This is a genomic window from Micromonospora sp. DT53 (assembly GCF_049841535.1).
In the GTDB taxonomy this organism is placed as follows: Bacteria; Actinomycetota; Actinomycetes; order Mycobacteriales; family Micromonosporaceae; genus Micromonospora.
This window is the reverse complement of the sequence record NZ_JBNCKM010000009.1, coordinates 255,043-272,117: the sequence shown is the minus strand read 5'-3', so window position 1 is coordinate 272,117 and position 17,075 is coordinate 255,043. Positions and strand designations below refer to the sequence as shown.

The 17,075-nt window shown below is 71.8% G+C and carries 19 protein-coding genes; 12 read left to right on the top strand and 7 right to left on the bottom strand.

Annotated elements, in window-relative coordinates; translation table 11 throughout:
- Positions 1–22 precede the first annotated feature (22 nt).
- Positions 23–1,000: a helix-turn-helix transcriptional regulator gene (locus ACLQ3B_RS26595; protein WP_425783421.1), complete on the bottom strand. Its 978-nt coding sequence runs from the start codon at positions 998–1,000 to the stop codon at positions 23–25.
- A gap of 44 nt (positions 1,001–1,044) precedes the next feature.
- Between ACLQ3B_RS26595 and ACLQ3B_RS26590 the strand changes: the two genes are divergently transcribed.
- Together ACLQ3B_RS26590 and ACLQ3B_RS26585 are read left to right on the top strand one after the other, a co-directional pair.
- The gene (locus tag ACLQ3B_RS26590; RefSeq protein WP_425783420.1) at positions 1,045–1,524 is read left to right on the top strand and encodes a hypothetical protein; all 480 of its coding nucleotides are present in this window, start codon (positions 1,045–1,047) and stop codon (positions 1,522–1,524) included.
- Positions 1,524–1,979, top strand: a complete 456-nt coding sequence (locus tag ACLQ3B_RS26585; protein WP_425783419.1) for a hypothetical protein — start codon at positions 1,524–1,526, stop codon at positions 1,977–1,979. Before ACLQ3B_RS26590 ends, ACLQ3B_RS26585 begins: the two co-directional genes overlap by 1 nt.
- Here the strand turns inward: ACLQ3B_RS26585 and ACLQ3B_RS26580 are convergent.
- Positions 1,976–2,317, bottom strand: coding sequence for a cupin domain-containing protein (locus ACLQ3B_RS26580; protein WP_425783418.1), 342 nt, complete (start codon positions 2,315–2,317; stop codon positions 1,976–1,978). The genes ACLQ3B_RS26585 and ACLQ3B_RS26580 overlap by 4 nt on opposite strands.
- 110 nt (positions 2,318–2,427) lie before the next feature.
- Between ACLQ3B_RS26580 and ACLQ3B_RS26575 the strand changes: the two genes are divergently transcribed.
- Complete coding sequence (locus tag ACLQ3B_RS26575; protein ID WP_425783417.1) at positions 2,428–3,936, top strand: flavin-containing monooxygenase; 1,509 nt, start codon at positions 2,428–2,430, stop codon at positions 3,934–3,936.
- Between the two features lie 22 nt (positions 3,937–3,958).
- Positions 3,959–4,873 (top strand): SDR family NAD(P)-dependent oxidoreductase, encoded by a 915-nt coding sequence (locus tag ACLQ3B_RS26570; protein ID WP_425783416.1) that lies wholly within the window; start codon positions 3,959–3,961, stop codon positions 4,871–4,873.
- Positions 4,874–4,880: 7 nt separating this feature from the next.
- On the opposite strand, the gene ACLQ3B_RS26565 is transcribed toward ACLQ3B_RS26570, so the two are convergent.
- Entirely contained in the window at positions 4,881–6,062 is a 1,182-nt protein-coding gene (locus ACLQ3B_RS26565) for a low temperature requirement protein A (RefSeq protein ID WP_425783415.1), read from the bottom strand.
- Positions 6,063–6,088: 26 nt separating this feature from the next.
- Positions 6,089–6,508, bottom strand: a complete 420-nt coding sequence (locus ACLQ3B_RS26560; protein WP_425783414.1) for a hypothetical protein — start codon at positions 6,506–6,508, stop codon at positions 6,089–6,091.
- A gap of 185 nt (positions 6,509–6,693) precedes the next feature.
- On the opposite strand from ACLQ3B_RS26560, the gene ACLQ3B_RS26555 reads away from it, so the two are divergent.
- Both ACLQ3B_RS26555 and ACLQ3B_RS26550 read left to right on the top strand, forming a co-directional pair.
- On the top strand, positions 6,694–7,782 hold the full coding sequence (locus ACLQ3B_RS26555; protein ID WP_425783413.1) for an S-(hydroxymethyl)mycothiol dehydrogenase: 1,089 nt from the start codon (positions 6,694–6,696) through the stop codon (positions 7,780–7,782).
- Positions 7,779–8,408 (top strand): MBL fold metallo-hydrolase, encoded by a 630-nt coding sequence (locus tag ACLQ3B_RS26550; protein ID WP_425783412.1) that lies wholly within the window; start codon positions 7,779–7,781, stop codon positions 8,406–8,408. The genes ACLQ3B_RS26555 and ACLQ3B_RS26550 overlap by 4 nt, the downstream gene beginning before the upstream one ends.
- A gap of 51 nt (positions 8,409–8,459) precedes the next feature.
- Here ACLQ3B_RS26550 and tsaA read toward each other — a convergent pair whose 3' ends face one another.
- Entirely contained in the window at positions 8,460–8,876 is a 417-nt protein-coding gene (gene tsaA / locus ACLQ3B_RS26545) for a tRNA (N6-threonylcarbamoyladenosine(37)-N6)-methyltransferase TrmO (RefSeq protein ID WP_425783411.1), read from the bottom strand.
- A 61-nt stretch (positions 8,877–8,937) separates the two neighbouring features.
- Here tsaA and ACLQ3B_RS26540 point away from each other — a divergent pair, with 61 nt between their 5' ends.
- Positions 8,938–9,417: a VOC family protein gene (locus ACLQ3B_RS26540; RefSeq protein ID WP_425783410.1), complete on the top strand. Its 480-nt coding sequence runs from the start codon at positions 8,938–8,940 to the stop codon at positions 9,415–9,417.
- A 517-nt stretch (positions 9,418–9,934) separates the two neighbouring features.
- Entirely contained in the window at positions 9,935–10,663 is a 729-nt protein-coding gene (locus ACLQ3B_RS26535; RefSeq protein WP_425783409.1) for a hypothetical protein, read from the top strand.
- A 66-nt stretch (positions 10,664–10,729) separates the two neighbouring features.
- Here the strand turns inward: ACLQ3B_RS26535 and ACLQ3B_RS26530 are convergent, their stop codons facing one another.
- Positions 10,730–12,097, bottom strand: coding sequence for a hypothetical protein (locus ACLQ3B_RS26530; protein ID WP_425783408.1), 1,368 nt, complete (start codon positions 12,095–12,097; stop codon positions 10,730–10,732).
- Positions 12,098–12,286: 189 nt separating this feature from the next.
- On the opposite strand from ACLQ3B_RS26530, the gene ACLQ3B_RS26525 reads away from it, so the two are divergent.
- The 4 genes from ACLQ3B_RS26525 (at position 12,287) to ACLQ3B_RS26510 (ending at position 16,109) form a co-directional block, all read left to right on the top strand.
- Positions 12,287–12,610, top strand: a complete 324-nt coding sequence (locus ACLQ3B_RS26525; protein ID WP_425783407.1) for a MazG-like family protein — start codon at positions 12,287–12,289, stop codon at positions 12,608–12,610.
- 624 nt (positions 12,611–13,234) lie between these two features.
- Positions 13,235–13,819, top strand: coding sequence for a hypothetical protein (locus ACLQ3B_RS26520; RefSeq protein WP_425783406.1), 585 nt, complete (start codon positions 13,235–13,237; stop codon positions 13,817–13,819).
- Between the two features lie 271 nt (positions 13,820–14,090).
- Positions 14,091–15,092, top strand: coding sequence for a hypothetical protein (locus ACLQ3B_RS26515; protein WP_425783405.1), 1,002 nt, complete (start codon positions 14,091–14,093; stop codon positions 15,090–15,092).
- A 42-nt stretch (positions 15,093–15,134) separates the two neighbouring features.
- Positions 15,135–16,109, top strand: a complete 975-nt coding sequence (locus ACLQ3B_RS26510; RefSeq protein WP_425783404.1) for a pirin family protein — start codon at positions 15,135–15,137, stop codon at positions 16,107–16,109.
- Positions 16,110–16,409: 300 nt separating this feature from the next.
- Here the strand turns inward: ACLQ3B_RS26510 and ACLQ3B_RS26505 are convergent, their stop codons facing one another.
- Positions 16,410–17,075: a DUF1345 domain-containing protein gene (locus ACLQ3B_RS26505; RefSeq protein WP_425783403.1), complete on the bottom strand. Its 666-nt coding sequence runs from the start codon at positions 17,073–17,075 to the stop codon at positions 16,410–16,412.

The following is a 17,075-nucleotide window of genomic DNA, read 5'->3' as shown; positions in this document are numbered from 1 at the left end:
CTGTGGAGAGGGGCGGGGCTGTTCAGGTGGGGCAGTAGAGCGCGGCGAGCCCGGCGGCGGTGGCCGCCAGCCGTTCGCGCAGTGCCGCCGGGGCCAGCACCTCGACGTCGGCGCCGAGGCGCAGCAGCTCACCGTGGGCATGGGTGAGCGACTCGATCGGCAGCACCGCGGTCACCCAACCCCGCGCGTCCGGTGGCCCGGCGCTGGTGTCCATCGCGGTCACCACCGGATCGCTGCCGACCTCGCGCAGCCGCTGGCGCCCGGCGGGGGAGAGCCGGACGTGGGCCTCGTCGCGGTGCAGTCGGGCCCGGAACTGCACCACGTGCGCCCGCCACCAGGCTGGCAGGTCGAAGTCGGCGGGCCGGTCGAACTCCTGGGCCAGCGGGGTCAACGCGAGGATCTGGTTGACCCGGTAGGTGGCCGGCGCGCCCCGGCCGGGCTGGTCGGCCACCACATACCAACGGCCGCCCTTGAGCACCAGGCCGTACGGCTCCAGGACCCGGGTCACCTCGCCGTTCCAGCCGCGGTAGCGCACCTCGACGCGGTGCTGTCGCCACACCGCCTCGGCCGTGCGGGCCAGCTCGGGGGAGGCGTCGCCGTCCGCATACCACCCGGGAGTGTCCAGATGGAAGCGTTGTTGCAGTCGGGTCGCCCGGTCGCGCAGCGGCGCGGGGAGCGCGGCGTGCAGCTTGAGTTGCAGCGCGGCCACCACGTCGCCGTAGCCCAACTCGTCGGCGGGGCCGGGCAGCCCGGCGAGGAACAGCCGGTCGGCCTCCTCGGCGGTCAGCCCGGTGAGGCGGGTCCGCCAGCCGTCGACGAGCTGGTAACCGCCGGCGTGCCCGGCTTCGCCGTAGAGCGGGATGCCGGCGGCGTGCAGCGACTCGACGTCCCGGTAGATGGTGCGGGGGGAGACGGTCAACCGCTCGGCGAGCTGTGTGGCGGTCAACCGCCCGTGCGACTGGAGCAGCATCAGGAGAGAGAGAAGTCGAGAGGCTCGCACTTCACTGACACTAGTTGTCAGGGGACCCGTCCTACCGTCCCGACATGGCATTTCGCGACAAGGAACTACGAACGCCAGGATCGGTGCTGGTGGACGGCCGGCACCTCAAGCGTTACCACATCGACCAGCCGGAGCGACCTATCGAACCCGAGGTGGAGAAGGCCGCGTACGACCAGGTGCCCCTGCTGTTGGTCGACATCGTCGACGACGGCACCCCGGCCGCCGGGTGGGTGGTGCTGCACCGGGGCGCGGACACCGGCGCCTACCTGCTGGCGTACACCTGGGTGTGGGACAACGCGGTGGAGGTTCGTGTCGCCGCAGCCGGGCAGCCGGCGCTGGACTGCCCGGACGACGACCCGACCCACTTCGTCGAGGTACGTCGACCCGCCGTCGGCTGCGTCTGGGAGCTGGCGGTGCTGGAGCACGAGCGGGCCGCCTGGGTGCGGCACATGCTTGCGCCGGAGGCTCCCGACCTGACTGGATATCTGAACGACTCACGAGCGGAAGGGCCGGTGGGCCACTAATGGGCGACTTCGACTTCTTCAAGGGCACCTGGAACGTCGTCAACCGGCGGCTGCGCAAGCGGTTGGTCGGCTCCGACGAGTGGGAGGAGTTCCCGGGGGTGTCGGTGGCGCACGGCTTCTTCGCCGGCGGCGGTCACTTCGACGAGATCACGTTCCCGACCAAGGGCTCCGCCGGCGCCACGATCCGCGTCTTCGACCCGGCCCGGCAGGAGTGGTCGATCTACTGGGCGAGCAGCGACACCGGGGTGCTGGGGCTGCCGCCGATGGTGGGTCGCTTCGTCGACGGGGTCGGCCACTTCTACGCCGACGACCAGCACGAGGGGCGCCCGGTCCGGTGCCGGTTCATCTGGTCCGACATCAGTGACACCACCGCACGCTGGGAGCAGGCGTTCTCGGTCGACGGCGAGCAGACCTGGGAGACCAACTGGATCATGACGTTCACCCGGGCGTCCTAGCCGCGGGGACCCGGAGCGCGCGAGCCGTACGCCGGGCCGAAGACCACCAGCAGCGCCAGGTCCTCGGTCACCTCGTCGAACCGGTGCTCCTCGCCGGCCGGCACGAAGATCACCGAACCCGGGCCCACCTCGGCCGCGCCGTCCGGGGTCACGATCCGGGCCCGCCCCGCGGTGACCACGTAGATCTCATCCTCGGTGTGCGGGCTCTGCTCGTCGAGCCCGCCCACCGGGATGCAGTACGTGCCCACCGACAGGTCCGGCACCCGCAGGTGCTCGACCCAGTCGTTGGCGACCCCGGTCGGTGCGGTCCACCGGCCCGCGCCTTCGATGATCAGCATGGCGGAAGCCTAGAGCGAGTGTCGGAGCCGGTGCCAGGGCTGTCGCGACAACTTCCGGCCATTCCGGGGCGGTGTTAGGGTCCGACCACCGCCCCGGACGAAGGAACGCGATGGCCTCCGACCACGTCGACGTGCTGATCGTCGGCGCCGGCCTCTCCGGCATCGGCGCCGCCTGCCACCTTCGTCGGGACTGCCCCGACAAGACGTACGCCGTGCTGGAGGCGCGCGACGCCATCGGCGGCACCTGGGACCTGTTCCGCTACCCGGGCATCCGCTCCGACTCCGACATGTTCACCCTCGGCTACTCGTTCCGGCCGTGGACCGCCCCGAAGGCCATCGCCGACGGCACGACCATCCGGGAGTACGTGCGGGAGACCGCCCAGGAGTACGACGTGCCGCGGCACATCCGCTTCCGCCACCGGGTGCTGAGCGCCGAGTGGGACAGCGCCACCGCCCGGTGGACGGTGCACGCCCAGCGCACCGGCACCGCCGAGAGCGTGGTGCTGACCTGCTCGTTCCTCTTCGCGTGCGCCGGCTACTACCGCTACGACAGGGGTTACACCCCACCCCTGCCCGGTGTCGAGGCGTACACCGGGCGGCTGGTGCACCCGCAGCACTGGCCCGACGACCTCGACCACACCGGCAGACGGGTGGTGGTGATCGGCAGCGGGGCCACCGCGGTCACCCTGGTGCCGGCGCTGGCGCGGCGGGCCGCGCACGTGACCATGCTCCAGCGTTCACCGTCGTACATTATGGCGATGCCCGCCCGCGACCGGCTGGCCGACGCGTTGCGGCGCCGGCTGCCGGCGAAGGCCGCGTATCCGGTCGTGCGCTGGAAGAACGTGCTGCTCTCCACAGTCAACTTCCAGCTCAGCCGGCGCGTGCCCGGCCTGGTGAGGCGGGTGCTGCGCCGGGCCGCACGGGGCCGGCTCCCGGTGGGGTACGACGTCGACAGGCACTTCTCGCCCCGCTACGACCCGTGGGACCAGCGGCTCTGCGTGGCGCCCGACGGTGACCTGTTCACGGCCGTGCGCGACGGTGCCGCGTCGGTGGTCACCGACACCATCGACACGTTCACCGCGCACGGTGTCCGGCTGACCTCCGGCGCGGAGCTTCCCGCCGACGTCGTGGTCACCGCGACCGGGCTCAACCTGCTCGCCCTCGGTGGCCTGACGCTGCGGGTCGACGGCGTAAACGTCGACCTGCCGAACACCGTCGCCTACAAGGGGATGATGCTCTCTGGCGTGCCGAACTTCGCGCTGACCCTCGGTTACACCAACGCGTCGTGGACGCTCAAGGCCGACCTGGTCGCCGGCTACGTCTGCCGACTGCTGCGGCACCTGGACCGCACCGGCCAGCAGGTCGTCACCCCGCTCCCGCCGCCGGACGCCGGGCGGGTGCCGCTTATCGACCTGCGCGCCGGTTACGTGTTGCGCGCCGTCGACACGCTGCCCAAGCAGGGTGCGACCGCGCCGTGGCGGCTGCACCAGAACTACGCCCGCGACGTGCTGCTGATGCGGCACGGCCGGCTCACCGACGAGGGGGTGCGGTTCTCCCGGGCCGGTGAGGTGACCGCGTCCGACACCATCCCGCGTCCCGTCGCCTCCGAGCGTCGGTAACCGCCAGCAGAGGAGCAGGATCGTGCAGAGGTTCGACTTCGCCGGCGCGACCGCCATGGTCACCGGAGCGGCCAGTGGCATCGGCGCGGCGCTGGCCCACGCGCTGGCCCGCCGCGGCAGCGACCTGGTCCTGCTGGACCGCGACGCCGAGCGGCTGGACGCGGTGACCGCCGCGATCCGCGCCGAGTACCCGGATCGTCAGCTCGCCACGTACCTCGTGGACCTCGCCGACCAGACCGCCACCGCCCAGGTGGCCGCGGAGATCGGCCAGCGGCACCCCCGGGTACGCCTACTGATCAACAACGCCGGCGTGGGCCTGGGCGGTCGGTTCGACCAGGTGACGTTCGACGAGTTCAGCTGGGTGATCGACGTCAACTTCCGGGCCGTGGCGCAGCTGACCCACGCGTTGCTGCCCACCCTCCGGGCCGAGCCGGGCGCGCACCTGGTCAACGTCTCCAGCCTGTTCGGGCTGATCGCGCCGGCCGGGCAGACCGCGTACGCGGCGAGCAAGTTCGCCGTGCGCGGCTTCACCGAGGCGCTGCGCCACGAGTTGGTCGACGACGGGATCGGGGTGACCTCGGTGCACCCCGGCGGGATCCGCACCCGGATCACCGAGAACGCCCGGATCGGCAGTGGCGTCTCCCACGACGAGTACGCGGCCGGCCGGGCGCAGTTCGAGAAGCTGCTGACCATCGCGCCGGAACGGGCCGCCGAGGTGATCCTGCGCGGCGTCGAGCGGCGTCGGGGCCGGGTGTTGATCGGCTGGTCGGCGAAGCTGCCCGACCTGCTGGCCCGGATCATGCCGGCCTCGTACAACCGGCTCCTGGTCACCGGCCTGAACCGGGGCGTGGTCCGCCCGGCGCCGCCTGCCTCCGGTGTTCCCGCGCAACGCCCCGCCGCCGACGCCGTCGTCGATCCGGCCCGTGAGGTGGCGTGAGGGCAGTTCAGGCGGGATCGGCCACCGTCGCGCTCGGGCGGACGTCGCTGCGGCGCAACACCACGGTCAGCGCCACCAGAGCGACCAACAGGGCCGCGAGTACGTACACCGGGGCCGGGCCGAGCGGGGCGAGCAGCGCCAACAGCGCGACGGCCGGGAAGGCGACGACCACGGCGCCGCGCTGCTGCCGGCGTACGTGCAGCGCCCAGACAGTGAGCAGGAAGACGGCGATCGGGACGGCCACCGCGTACCCGGCGGTCCGTTCCGAGATGTGCGCGAGGTGCCGCTCGTGGTCCACCGACACGCTCAGGCCGGCGCCGGCCGCGGCGATCGCCGCGAAGATCAGGTAGTGGCCGTAACCCCAGATCAAGGAGTACGGCTGCCGGTCGGGAGCCTGGTTCGGCCGGTCGAAGTAGAGCCACCAGAGCGCGAACACGATGACCGCGCCGGCCGCCGCGAGCGACCAGAGGTCGTGTTCCCCGGCGTCGAGCCCGTCCTGGATCGCCAACGAGACGGCCCCGACCGCCTCACCGAGCACGATCAGGGTGAACAGCCCGTACCGCTCGGTGATGTGCGCCGGGTGCCACGGGGTCATCCCGGGGCGTTCGGCCACCGCCGGCACCAGCAGGTCGGCCAGAGCGAGCACCACGAACGACGCGATGCCCCACTCGGCGGGCAGCAGCAACCGCAGCAACCAGCCGAGCTGCACCACCGTCACGCCTATCGCGTAGCGGCGCGCCGCCGCCCGGTGCGCCGGGTCGCCGACCGCCGCTCGGCTCCAGTGCACGACGGCGGCCAGCCGCATCACCACGTACCCGTAGGTGATCACGGCGAAGTCGCCGTCGGTGAACGCCCGGGTCACCCCGGCGGCGATGATCAACGCTCCGGCGATCTGCACCAGCGTGGTGATCCGGTAGAGGTCGTCGTCGGTGTCGTAGGCCGAGGCGAACCAGGTGAAGTTCATCCACGACCACCAGATCGCGAAGAACAACATCAGGTACCTGGTCAGCGCGTGGCCGAGGTGACCCTCGGAGACGTCGTGGTGCAGGTTGCCGGCGGCCTGTGCCACGGCCACCACGAAGCACAGGTCGAAGAAGAGTTCCAGCGGCGTGGCCGTGCGGTGCGGCTCGTCGCGGCGATGAGGGCGCATCGGCCGGTAGAACGGCCGCACCGACCGAGGCTGGGTCACCGCAGATCCCCCGAGCCGCCCGCCGGTCAGCCCCGCCGACGGCCGTGGGTCAGCCCCTCCAGCACCAGGGTCAGGCCCGCCCCCACCAGCCAGACGTCCTTGGCGAGCCCCGCGCCCTGCTGGGTCGGGCGGACGCTGCCGGGTTCGCGCATCCCCGGCGTCTTCAGGTACAGCTGCACCAGGCCCGCGCCGAACGCGGTCAGGCCGAGCCCGACCAGGGGCGCCGGGACGAACGGCGCCATCAGCGCGGCCCCCAGGGCGATCTCCGAGTACGACAGCAGCTTGGCGAAGCGCGCCGGCTCCAGTTGACCGAGCTGGGGCATCGCGGCGACCGCCATCCCGTGCAAGCCCTCCGCGGCGGTGCCCTCCAGGGTGCGCTTGCCCAGACCCGAGTTGAGGAAGTACGCGCCGATGCTGAGCCGCAGTGGCAGGTGCGCGAATTTCATTGTCACTCCCGTTGGCCGTGGTCGAATGCGGCCCGCGTACCCCGGACCGCCCGCGATAACCCGCCGGGCCGGCTGGGCTGGCCGTGGTGGTCGCGGTAGGTTCGCCGGGGGCCCACCGCCGAGCCCGTGGCACACTCGCCCACGCCGGCACCCGGCCCTGCCGCAGATCACCAGCAGGAGGCGAAGTGAGCCAGGAAGTCCGGGGAGTCATCTCCCGCAGCAAGGGCGCGCCGGTCGAGGTCACCACCATCGTGGTGCCCGATCCGGGTCCCGGTGAGGCGATCGTCCGGATTCAGTCGTGCGGTGTCTGCCACACCGACCTGCACTACCGCGAGGGTGGCATCAACGACGACTACCCGTTCCTGCTCGGCCACGAGGCGGCGGGCATCGTGGAGCAGGTCGGCGAGGGCGTCACCGACGTCGCCCCGGGCGACTTCGTGGTGCTCAACTGGCGGGCGGTGTGCGGAGTCTGCCGTGCCTGCCGCCGGGGTCGGCCCTGGTACTGCTTCAACACCCACAACGCCACCCAGCGGATGACCCTCACCGACGGCACCGAGCTCGCCCCGGCGCTGGGCATCGGGGCGTTCGCCGAGAAGACCCTGGTGCACGCGGGGCAGTGCACCAAGGTGGACCCGGCGGCCCGCCCCGCCGCCGTGGGTCTGCTCGGGTGCGGGGTGATGGCCGGGCTGGGCGCGGCGATGAACACCGGCAACGTCACCCGGGGCGACTCGGTCGCGGTGATCGGCTGCGGCGGCGTCGGGGACGCGGCGGTCGCCGGCGCGGTCCTCGCCGGCGCCACCACGATCGTCGCCGTGGACACCGACAGCCGCAAACTCGACTGGGCCCGCCAGTTCGGCGCCACGCACACCGTGAACGCCTCCGAGACCGACCCTGTCGAGGCGATCCGTGCCGCCACCGGTGGCTTCGGCGCAGACGTGGTGATCGACGCGGTGGGCCGACCGGAGACGTGGAAGCAGGCGTTCTACGCCCGCGACCTGGCCGGCACGGTGGTGCTGGTCGGTGTACCCACCCCGCAGATGCAGGTCGAGCTGCCGCTGCTCGACGTGTTCGGGCGCGGCGGCGCCCTCAAGTCCAGTTGGTACGGCGACTGTCTGCCCAGCCGGGACTTCCCGATGCTCACCGAGCTGTATCTGCAGGGCCGCCTCGACCTCGACGCGTTCGTCTCCGAGGAGATCGCGCTCGACCAGGTCGAGAACGCCTTCGAGCGGATGCACCACGGCGACGTGCTCCGCTCGGTGGTGGTGTTCCCGTGACCGCCCGCGTCGACCGCGCGGTCACCTCGGGCACGTTCTCCCTGGACGGGCAGACGTTCGACGTGGACAACAACGTCTGGGTGATCGGTGACGACCACGAGTGCGTCGTCCTGGACGCGCCGCACGACGTGGCGGCGATCCTCGCCCTGGTGGGCGACCGGCGGGTCCGGGCGATCCTGGCCACCCACGCCCACGACGATCACGTCCGGGTGGCGCCCGAGCTGGCCGAGGCCACCGGCGCGCCGGTGCTGCTGCACGCCGAGGACCGGGTCCTCTGGGACATGGTCCACCCGCACCTGCCGCCCAACGGCGAGCTGCACGACGGGCAGAGCATCGAGGTGGGTGGCACCACGCTGCGGGTGCTGCACACCCCTGGGCACAGCCCCGGCGCGTGCAGCTTCCACGCAGCCGAGCTGGGCGCGGTGTTCACCGGCGACACGCTCTTCGCCGGTGGCCCGGGCGCGACGGGCCGCTCGTACAGCGACTTCGACACCATCGTCCGGTCGATCCGCACCCGCCTGCTGGCCCTTCCGGCGGAGACGGTCGTGCACACCGGCCACGGCGACGACACGACGATCGGCGCGGAGGCGCCGCACCTGCAGGAGTGGCTGGACCGCGGCCACTGACCCCCGCTGCGAGTTCTGGGTGGGTTGGCGTGCTGGGCGCGGTGGACGCCCTCAGCGTTCGTCGGCCGCGCCCAGCACCGGTTTGACGTCCAGGATCGGGGTGCCGTCGAGGGCCTCCAGGTCGGCCACCTCGACGCGCAGCCCGTGCACCGCCAGGACCCGCACCCGGTGCAGCCCGATCGGGTTGGGCCGGTGCGGGGATCGGGTGCTGAACACGCCGGTCTCCGGGCGGTTCTCGTCGCCCCGTGGGTGCACCGCGAGCACCTCGCGCCGGGCACGGTCCAGCCAGGTCAGCACCAGAACTTCCGTGCCGACGCGCAGGTCACGCACGGCCCGCTCGACCCGCGGGTCGAACACCAGCCACGCCGTCGGCGCGCCCTCGTCGCCCTGCCGTGGCGCGCTCGCCGCGTCGGTCAGCGGCGAGGCGACCCGGCCGACCGGGTGCAGCAGGTACGCGTCATCGCTCACTGCCCCGACTCCCTCCTGGACGGTGCCAACCTAGCTCGGCCGCGCCGTTATGATCCCGCCCATGGCCGCCGACTCGCCCGTCCCCGCCGACTCGCCCGTCCCCGCCGTCCGTCAGCTGCGCCTCGTGGTGGAGGCCGCCGACCACGAGGCTGCCGTCGCGTTCTTCCGGGACGCGCTGGGCCTGCCGGAGGAGGCGGCGTTCAGCGGCGAGGGGGATGCCCGGGTGGTGATCCTGGACGCCGGCCGCGCCACTCTGGAGATCGCCAACCCCGCGCAGAAACGCCTTATCGACGAGGTCGAGGTGGGTCGGCAGGTCGCGCCGCGCATCCGGGTGGCCTTCGAGGTGGACGACGCGGCGGCGACGACCGCCCGACTGGTGGCCGCCGGGGCGAGCGAGGTTGCGCCGCCGACGCGTACGCCGTGGCAGTCGCTCAACTCCCGCCTCGACGCGCCCGCCGGCCTGCACATCACCGTCTTCCAGGAACTCGTCACCCCGGACGAGGGCGTCGGGACGGAGTCCGGACGTGACGGAGACACCTGAGTCGGGACAGCCGGGCGAGGTTCGTCCGGTAGGCGGGCCGCACGGCAACCTCACAGGCCGTGCTCGCCTGCGCGCCAACTCACGGTAGCGAAAAGCCGCAGGCTGCCCGCCCCCCACCACCGTGCATGGCCCCCTTTGCTCTGCTTACCTATACGCGCCACGTCCCGCGAGCTGCGAATGGGCACTTCCCGCCAGCCCCGGAGGTTACTCACCGACGTCACGGAACGTGGCCGGTGCGTATAGGTAAGCAGAGCAAAGGCTGGCGCTCGGAGATTGCCCCCGCGTTCCGAAAACACCCTCCGTCACGGCCGTCCGGCCTGATGCGGGAAGCGCCGCCCCTGTCCGGCTCTGCGCCGTGACCGGGGCCGCACCGTCCGGCCCTCGGCGCATTTCCGGAATGCCCGACACGTGAACCCGGTTGTGTCCCCCGTACCGCCGGAGCCCAAACCCTTTCCGCGGTCATCTCCCGAGGAGTGTTCACCCCGGAGCGCTTCGCACGATCGAAAGGGCCACCATCGTGAAGGTCGACTTCACGCGATGGCTCCCCGCCATCGCTAAGGACTCGTACCGCAAGACCGCGCTGAGCGTGGCGGGTGTAGCCGCCCTCGGCGGTTTGGCGCTCGCGCCGACCGCGGCCGCCGCCCCGGTCACTTCCGGACCGCACCAGGGCGCCGTCGCCGCCATCGACCTTGCCACCGGCAAGGCCGCCACCTCGGCACACCAGACCTCGCCACACCAGGACGAGCAGCCCGTCGAGTCGGGCCTGACCACCGGCTCCGCCACCGGTAAGCCGCCGGCGGGCAAGCCGAGCCGCGCCCAGCTGATCCCGCACGGCATCGAGGGCGCGCAGTCGCGCGTCCCCCTCGACGACGCGCAGCTGGCCAACGCCCGGGCCATCGTCGACGCCGCCAAGAAGACAGGCGTCGGTGACCGTGGCGCGGTGATCGGCGTCGCCACCTCGCTGCAGGAGTCGAAGCTGTACAACCTCGGCCACCTCGGCGCGTACAACGACCACGACTCGCAGGGCCTGTTCCAGCAGCGCCCGTCGTCCGGTTGGGGCACGCCCGACCAGATCACCGACCCGGAGTACGCCGCCTCGGCGTTCTTCACCGCCCTCAAGAACGTCGGCGGCTGGCAGGACCTGCCGCTGACCGCCGCCGCGCAGACCGTGCAGGTCTCCGCCTTCCCGTACGCGTACGCGCAGTGGGAGGAGCAGGCGGCGGACATCGTCCAGCAGCTCTGGTGACACCCGCACACGAGACCGGCCGGCTCCCCTCGACGGGAGCCGGCCGGTTTTTCCTGTCCGTGTGCCTCAGCAGGACGGGTAGAGGCGGCGGGTGCCGACCCCGGCCGCGTACGCGGCCCGGTCGCTGAACCGGCAGCCGTAGTCGGGTCGGGCCACCACCGCCGGATCGGTCACGGTGTCGCCGGCCGGGCGTTTGCCGGTGCGTACCCAGGACACCAGGTCGTCCCAGGCGGCGCCGGCCTCCGCCGGGGTGAACTCGCAGTGCTGCGTGGCCCGGATCGCCCGCTGCACCACCAGCTTGCTGCGGCCGTGCCGCGCCACGTCGGTGGCGTACGCCTGCTCCATGCTGAACGGTACGAACAGGTCGCCGAGACCGTGCAGGCTGAGCACCGGCGCCGTCGGGCGGCCGGCGATCCGCGGCACCTCGGTCAACGTCGGGAGGAGCCGCTGCCACACGTTCTCCGGGGCGACCCGCCGCACGGCCGCGTTGACGTTCACCGGGCTGTTCGGGGTGTAGCGGGTGAGCAGGTTGGTGGAGAGCTGACCGGGCCGCTGCGCGGGGGAGTCCCCACCACTGGTCACCATGATCGAGAAGAGGAAGTCCTTCCAGACCGCGAACGCCGCGTCCGCCCCCGGCCGGGGCCCGCCGGAACGGTTCACCGTGATCGCCCGCAGTTGCTTGCCCCGGTCCGTCGTGGTGTCCGGCCCGGTGGGCGTCAGCCCGGCCAGGCCGAGCGCCACCTGGATGCGGGGCACCGCGTTGGTCAGGTAGTCGGCCGGCGTCGGGTAGGCCGGCACCTCGGCGAGCGCCTGCGCGATTAGGTTGTAGTCCAGGTAGAAGTCGAGCAGCGTCTGATCGCCGAGCACCCCGCACATCGGCAGCGCGCCGTCGTAGAAGCCGGGGTACTGCTCCAGCGAACGACCGATGACGTACCCGCCCATCGACACCCCGGCGACGTAGGTGTGCTGCGGCCGACGGACCGTTCGCCCGAAGTGGTCGGCGAGATCCTTCGTCCCCAGCACCCCGGAGCGGATGTCGAAGCCGTTGCGGTCGTACGAGGACGACGCCCACGCGTACCCCTGCTTGAGGAGACGCTCACGCAGCCCGAAAGCCGGCGGCTCCGGCGACAGCACCGTGCCCTGGCCGCGGTAGCCGTGCGCCCACAACACCAGGTCGCCGTTCCACCGGGCGGGGACCTCGATGACGTACCCGGCGTGCCGGTGCACGCCCTGGCGTACCGTCGTCGGCTTGCCGCCCACGACCAGCGGGGCCAACGGCGGATTCTCGATTGTGTAACCGGGCAGCGGCTCGCCGCCCCGCGCGTCGCGACCGGTGGCGCTGGCCGGTGCGGCGCCGGCCAGCCCGACCGCGAGGGTCAGCGTCGCCGTGGCGGCGAGCAGCCGGCGGACGGTGCGAACGGGTGTGGACAGCATCGATGCTCCCCATCGGACGGGTGTCGCCCGGGGGCGACCAGCGGGACGGTTGCCTACCGGCCGGTAGCGTCCTGAACCTAGAACCGCCGTCGACAGGTGTCAATGGGTACGCTGATTGGCCGGTCAACACGGCTGGCCAGCTGCACCCGGCCGTGCGGGCCGGCGGGCCGATCGGGTTGACTGGTCGCCGTGGACGAGTCGATCTGGGAGGCGGCCCGCGCGTCGCGTAGCTGGCTGGACGCGGCGAACGGCACCGGGCAGACCGAGTTGACGTGTCGCATCCTCAAGCTGACGGAGGAGGCGGGGGAGGCGTCGGCCGCCTGGATCGGTCTGCTCGGGCAGAACCCCCGCAAGGGTGTCACCCACACCCGCGAGGACGTCGCCGCGGAGTTGGCCGACGTCGCCTTCACTGCGCTGGTGGCCATCGAAAGCCTGGGGCTGGACGCGCAGACCGCTCTGGACGCCTGCGCCGCAAAGGTGCGCTCCCGCCTGACAGGTCAAGAACGCCCCTAGCGCCCACTCGCACTTCGTCTGCCCTTCCCGCCAGCCGACGGCATGTCGCACTCTGCCCGCATTGGGTGCGATGCACGAGTCGCCGCATGTCTGATCGACTCGGGTTCCTTGATGTCGCGGTAACCCGGCGTCCCGGACGCCCCGACTTCCTTAAACCCGAGTGGATCACCCGAGTGAGGGGTGATTCGACCCTCCGGCCCGGGCATTGCGTCGGTGGTTTGTCCGATAGTGGGGTTTATGGGCTGTGGCTGGGCTCACCCATGGGCCGGAATCATGGCCGGGCCGGGGTCGTTACACACCCTGACGATCGCAGCACCACCGGCTGCCGCTCGACCCCAGAGTGCCGGTCGCGCAGGTTGGAATGCCAGCCTCCACCCGGTCGTTATGGTCCCCACGAACGACCGCAGGCACCGCCCCCGTGCGGGTGCCAGCCAGGTGGGCCAACCCGGAATGACCCCGGCCCCCCGGTCGTTACACAGGGACCCGGCGCCACGAGCCCCCGCTCGCAGGTCGCCGACCCCGAAGACTTTCCCCTGTGTTTGTTGCAGCGCCGGACGAGGTGCTCACACCCTGCCGCCGCCCCCTTGGTGGTCGGGGTGTCCTACCCCCGAAGGAGCTACCCCCATGAACACGATCATGCGTAAGAGCATGCTGTCTGTTGCTGGTCTCGCGTTCGCCGGTGGTGTCTTCGCCGGCCCGATCGCCCACGTGGCCAACCCGGTCGACGCCAAGCCGGTCGCGGTTGCGGTACAGGCTGACAAGCCCGACACGAGCAAGCTGATCCCGCACGGCACCCAGGGCGACCAGTCCCACATCAGCCTGAACGACGAGCAGACCGGCAACGCGAAGGCGATCATCGCCGCGACGAAGAAGGCGGGCCTGCCCGAGCGGGCGGCGGTCATCTCGATCGCGACGAGCCTGCAGGAGTCGAAGCTGGAGAACCTGGGTCATCTCGGTGACATGAACGACCACGACTCGCTGGGCCTGTTCCAGCAACGCCCGAGCTCGGGTTGGGGTACGCCGGAGCAGATCACCAACCCCGAGTACTCCACCACCGCGTTCCTCAAGGGCCTCAAGCAGGTTGATGGTTGGCAGGACATGCCGTTGACCGAGGCCGCGCAGACCGTGCAGGTCTCCGCCTACCCCGACGCCTACGCCCAGTGGGAGCAGCAGGCCGCTGACCTGGTCGGCCAGTACTGGAACAGCTGACCCGAAGAACCGCACGACACCGACCGCTGGCCGGCACCCGCAACCCGGGGTGCCGGCCAGCGGCCTTCCTGTTCTCGCCGGGCGGGCGGCGTCGGCCGTCGACGAGTTCTTCGTAGATCTTGGACACTTTCCGTTCTGCGGGCCCGCCACGCTAACGGAAGTGTCCAAGATTCACGTCGGTGAACGTAGCGGAGCGGCGTGACCGGTGCGGGGTGATCCGATCGGCTGGTGGCTACGTACCCCTGGACGGGGACCGGCGGAGGGACAGAGCATGGCCGCAGTGGGGTACGACGCCGATCGCGAACCGGAGTCAGGGCCGGAACCGTCAGGTGCGGCCGCACCGCGACGCTGGTCCACCGGGGTTCGCCTGTTGGTGGCAGCCGCCACCGTCGTGCTGTTGCTGGGTGTGGCAGCGGTGGCCGTGATCGTTGTCGATCCCGACCACCTCGGCATGACCTACTCCAGCCAACCCGACGGCACCCGCCCCGACGGCACCCGCCCCGACGGCACCCGCCCCGACGGCACTCGGCCCGGTGACGGCGGCCGTCCGGGAGGCGTCGCTGACCCGGGCTCGGCAGAGGGCCGCCGCGGTGGTGCGGGTGCTGCCGACGAGCAACTGATGACAGCACCGCTGGCAGGTCGGCAGAACGGCACCTTCGTGCTCGCCGATGGGCTGTCCTCGTTCGAGTTGCGGGTCGCCGAGTTGGGCGACGATCTGTACCGGATCAGTACCCCGGCCGGCTCGGGTGTAGCGGGTCGACCGGCGGTGCAGGGGGAGACCGTGCGACTCGACCTCGTGGAGTCCGGGACGCGCGGGCCGCGGGCCGTACGGGTGTTGCTCAACGAGCGGGTCGCCTGGCGTCTCCACCTCGTCGGCGGGGTGAGCAGTCAGGTGTTGGACCTGACCCGGGCCCGGCTGCTGGGCGTGGAACTCGCCGGCGGCTCCAGCCGCACCGAGATCCTGCTGCCACCGATCACCGCTGCCGGCTCCAGCAACCCCGCCGGCCCGACCTCAGACCGGCCTGCCAGCACCCTGACGGTACGACTCACCGGTGGCACCAGTCAGCTCGACGTTCGGGTCCCCGGGGAGACTCCGGTTCGGGTTCGGGCGAAAGTCGGGGCCGGCTCGGTGGTGGTGCGCGACGACCGCTGGGATGGGGTGGCCGCGGGCTCGGTGCTGGGGACGCCGGGGTGGGACCGGTCGGTGGAGCGCCTGTACCTGGACCTGGTCGCCGGCGCCAACAGCGTGATCGTGTCCTCCAGCAACCGGTGAACTCGCGCCAGTTCAGCCCCGACCGGCGCGTACAGTCGGGCGGTGGAGCGTACCGAATCGATGCTGGCGCAGACCCGACCGCCTGGCGTGGCAGACGTCGATCCCGGCAGTGTGCTGTTGCCCGGCCACGACGTGCCGTTGGGTCGGTACACCACGGTGCGGCGGCTGCTTCCGCAGCGCGCCCGCCGGATGGTCGGCGCGTGGTGTTTCGTGGATCATTTCGGCCCGGACGATGTGGCGCAGCGGCCCGGTATGGAGGTGCCGCCGCACCCGCACACCGGGCTGCAGACCGTGACGTGGCTGCTCGACGGCGAGATTCTGCACCGGGACAGCCTCGGTAACGTGCAGCCGATCGTGCCCGGCCAGCTGAACGTGATGACGTCCGGAAACGGCATCGCCCACTCGGAACGGTCGCCGGCCACCCACCCCCCGGTGATGCACGGGGTGCAGCTCTGGGTGGCGCTGCCGGACCCGGCCCGGGCCGGAGCGGCCGACTTCGCGCACCACGCCGACCTGCCGCGCTGGCGGGACGGCGATCTGGACGTCACCCTGCTGGTCGGCGAGTTCGCCGGGGAGCGGTCGCCGGCGGTGGTGCACACCCCGCTGGTGGGGGTGCAGCTGGAGCTGCGCGGCGAGGCACCGGCGACGATGTCGTTGCGGCCCGAATTCGAGTACGCGGTGCTGGCGATGTCCGGGTCCGCGGAGGCGGCCGGGGTCGGCTTCGAGCCGGGGGCGCTGTTGTATCTGGGCTCGGGTCGCCGGGAGCTGACCGTGCGCGGCGGGGCCGGGGCCCGGTTGCTGCTGCTGGGCGGTAGGCCGTTCGAGGAGCCGTTGGTGATGTGGTGGAACTTCGTCGGCCGGTCGCACGAGGAGGTCGCCGCCGCCCGGGAGGACTGGATGGCCGGCGACGGACGCTTCGGTGTGGTCGCCGACGATCCGGCGCCGCCGCTGCCGGCGCCCGCCCTGCCCACGACCCGCCTCAAGGCCCGGGACCGCACCGGCGGCCTGCACGGTTGACGACGCCGGCGCGTCCAGCCGTGACGTGCCCTGGCCCACACTTCCCCAAATTCTGACCAAACGGAGGATGTTCTGCCGTATGGTTGGACCCGGCAGTGCTGGCCGCTCGGTTCGAGCGGACCTCCACCGCCTGGTGACCGCGACCGGTTCGGATGCGGTTCACCGCCTGGGCAGGCTTGCGTGGCGCCCTGGGTCGCGGTTCGTGACCAGGGGCGCCCGCCTGTCCCGGCCCTTCGCTCGGCCCCACCCCGTGTCGCACTCCGGGGACGGTGTGGCCGAAAGTGCACAAGGGCAGCGCCTTCACCGGGCCAGGCCCGCCAGCAGGTTCACGGTCACGGCGATGATGAACGCGCCGAACAGGTACGACACCATCGAGTGGCGCAGCACCGTACGACGCATCTCGTTGCTGGTCAGGTTGGTGTCGGAGATCTGGAACGTGGTGCCGATGGTGAACGCCACGTACGCGAAGTCGGAGTAGCGCGGCGGTTCGGGCTGGTTGAAGTTCACTCCGCCGTCGGGGCCGGTGTAGTAGATCCGGGCGTACCGGGCGGCGAACACGGTGTGCACCACGAACCAGGAGAGCACCACGCTGAGCACGCCCACACCGCTGTGCAGTTCCCGGGCCGTCCCGGGGGGCGCGCTCTGCGCGCTGGCCACGACCAACCCCACGGCCAGCAGGCTGGCCAGGCAGGCGACGAGCAGCAGGGCATCCCGGATCGCCCGGTTCGGGTCCTCGTGCACGGCCAGTTTGGCGGTCCGCTCGGCGTCCATCGGCCAGATCTTGTGCCAGACCAGCACGAGCCAGCTCAGCGCGCCCACGTCCCAGCCGGCCAGCGCGGCGAGCGGCAGCGGCAGCAGGAGCGCGAAGACGAGGCCGGCGAGGACGCCGACCACCGCCACCACGGCGAGCTGCTTCGCAGCCGGAAAACGCACGTCCGATGGCCGGTCCGGACCGGTCTGGGTCAT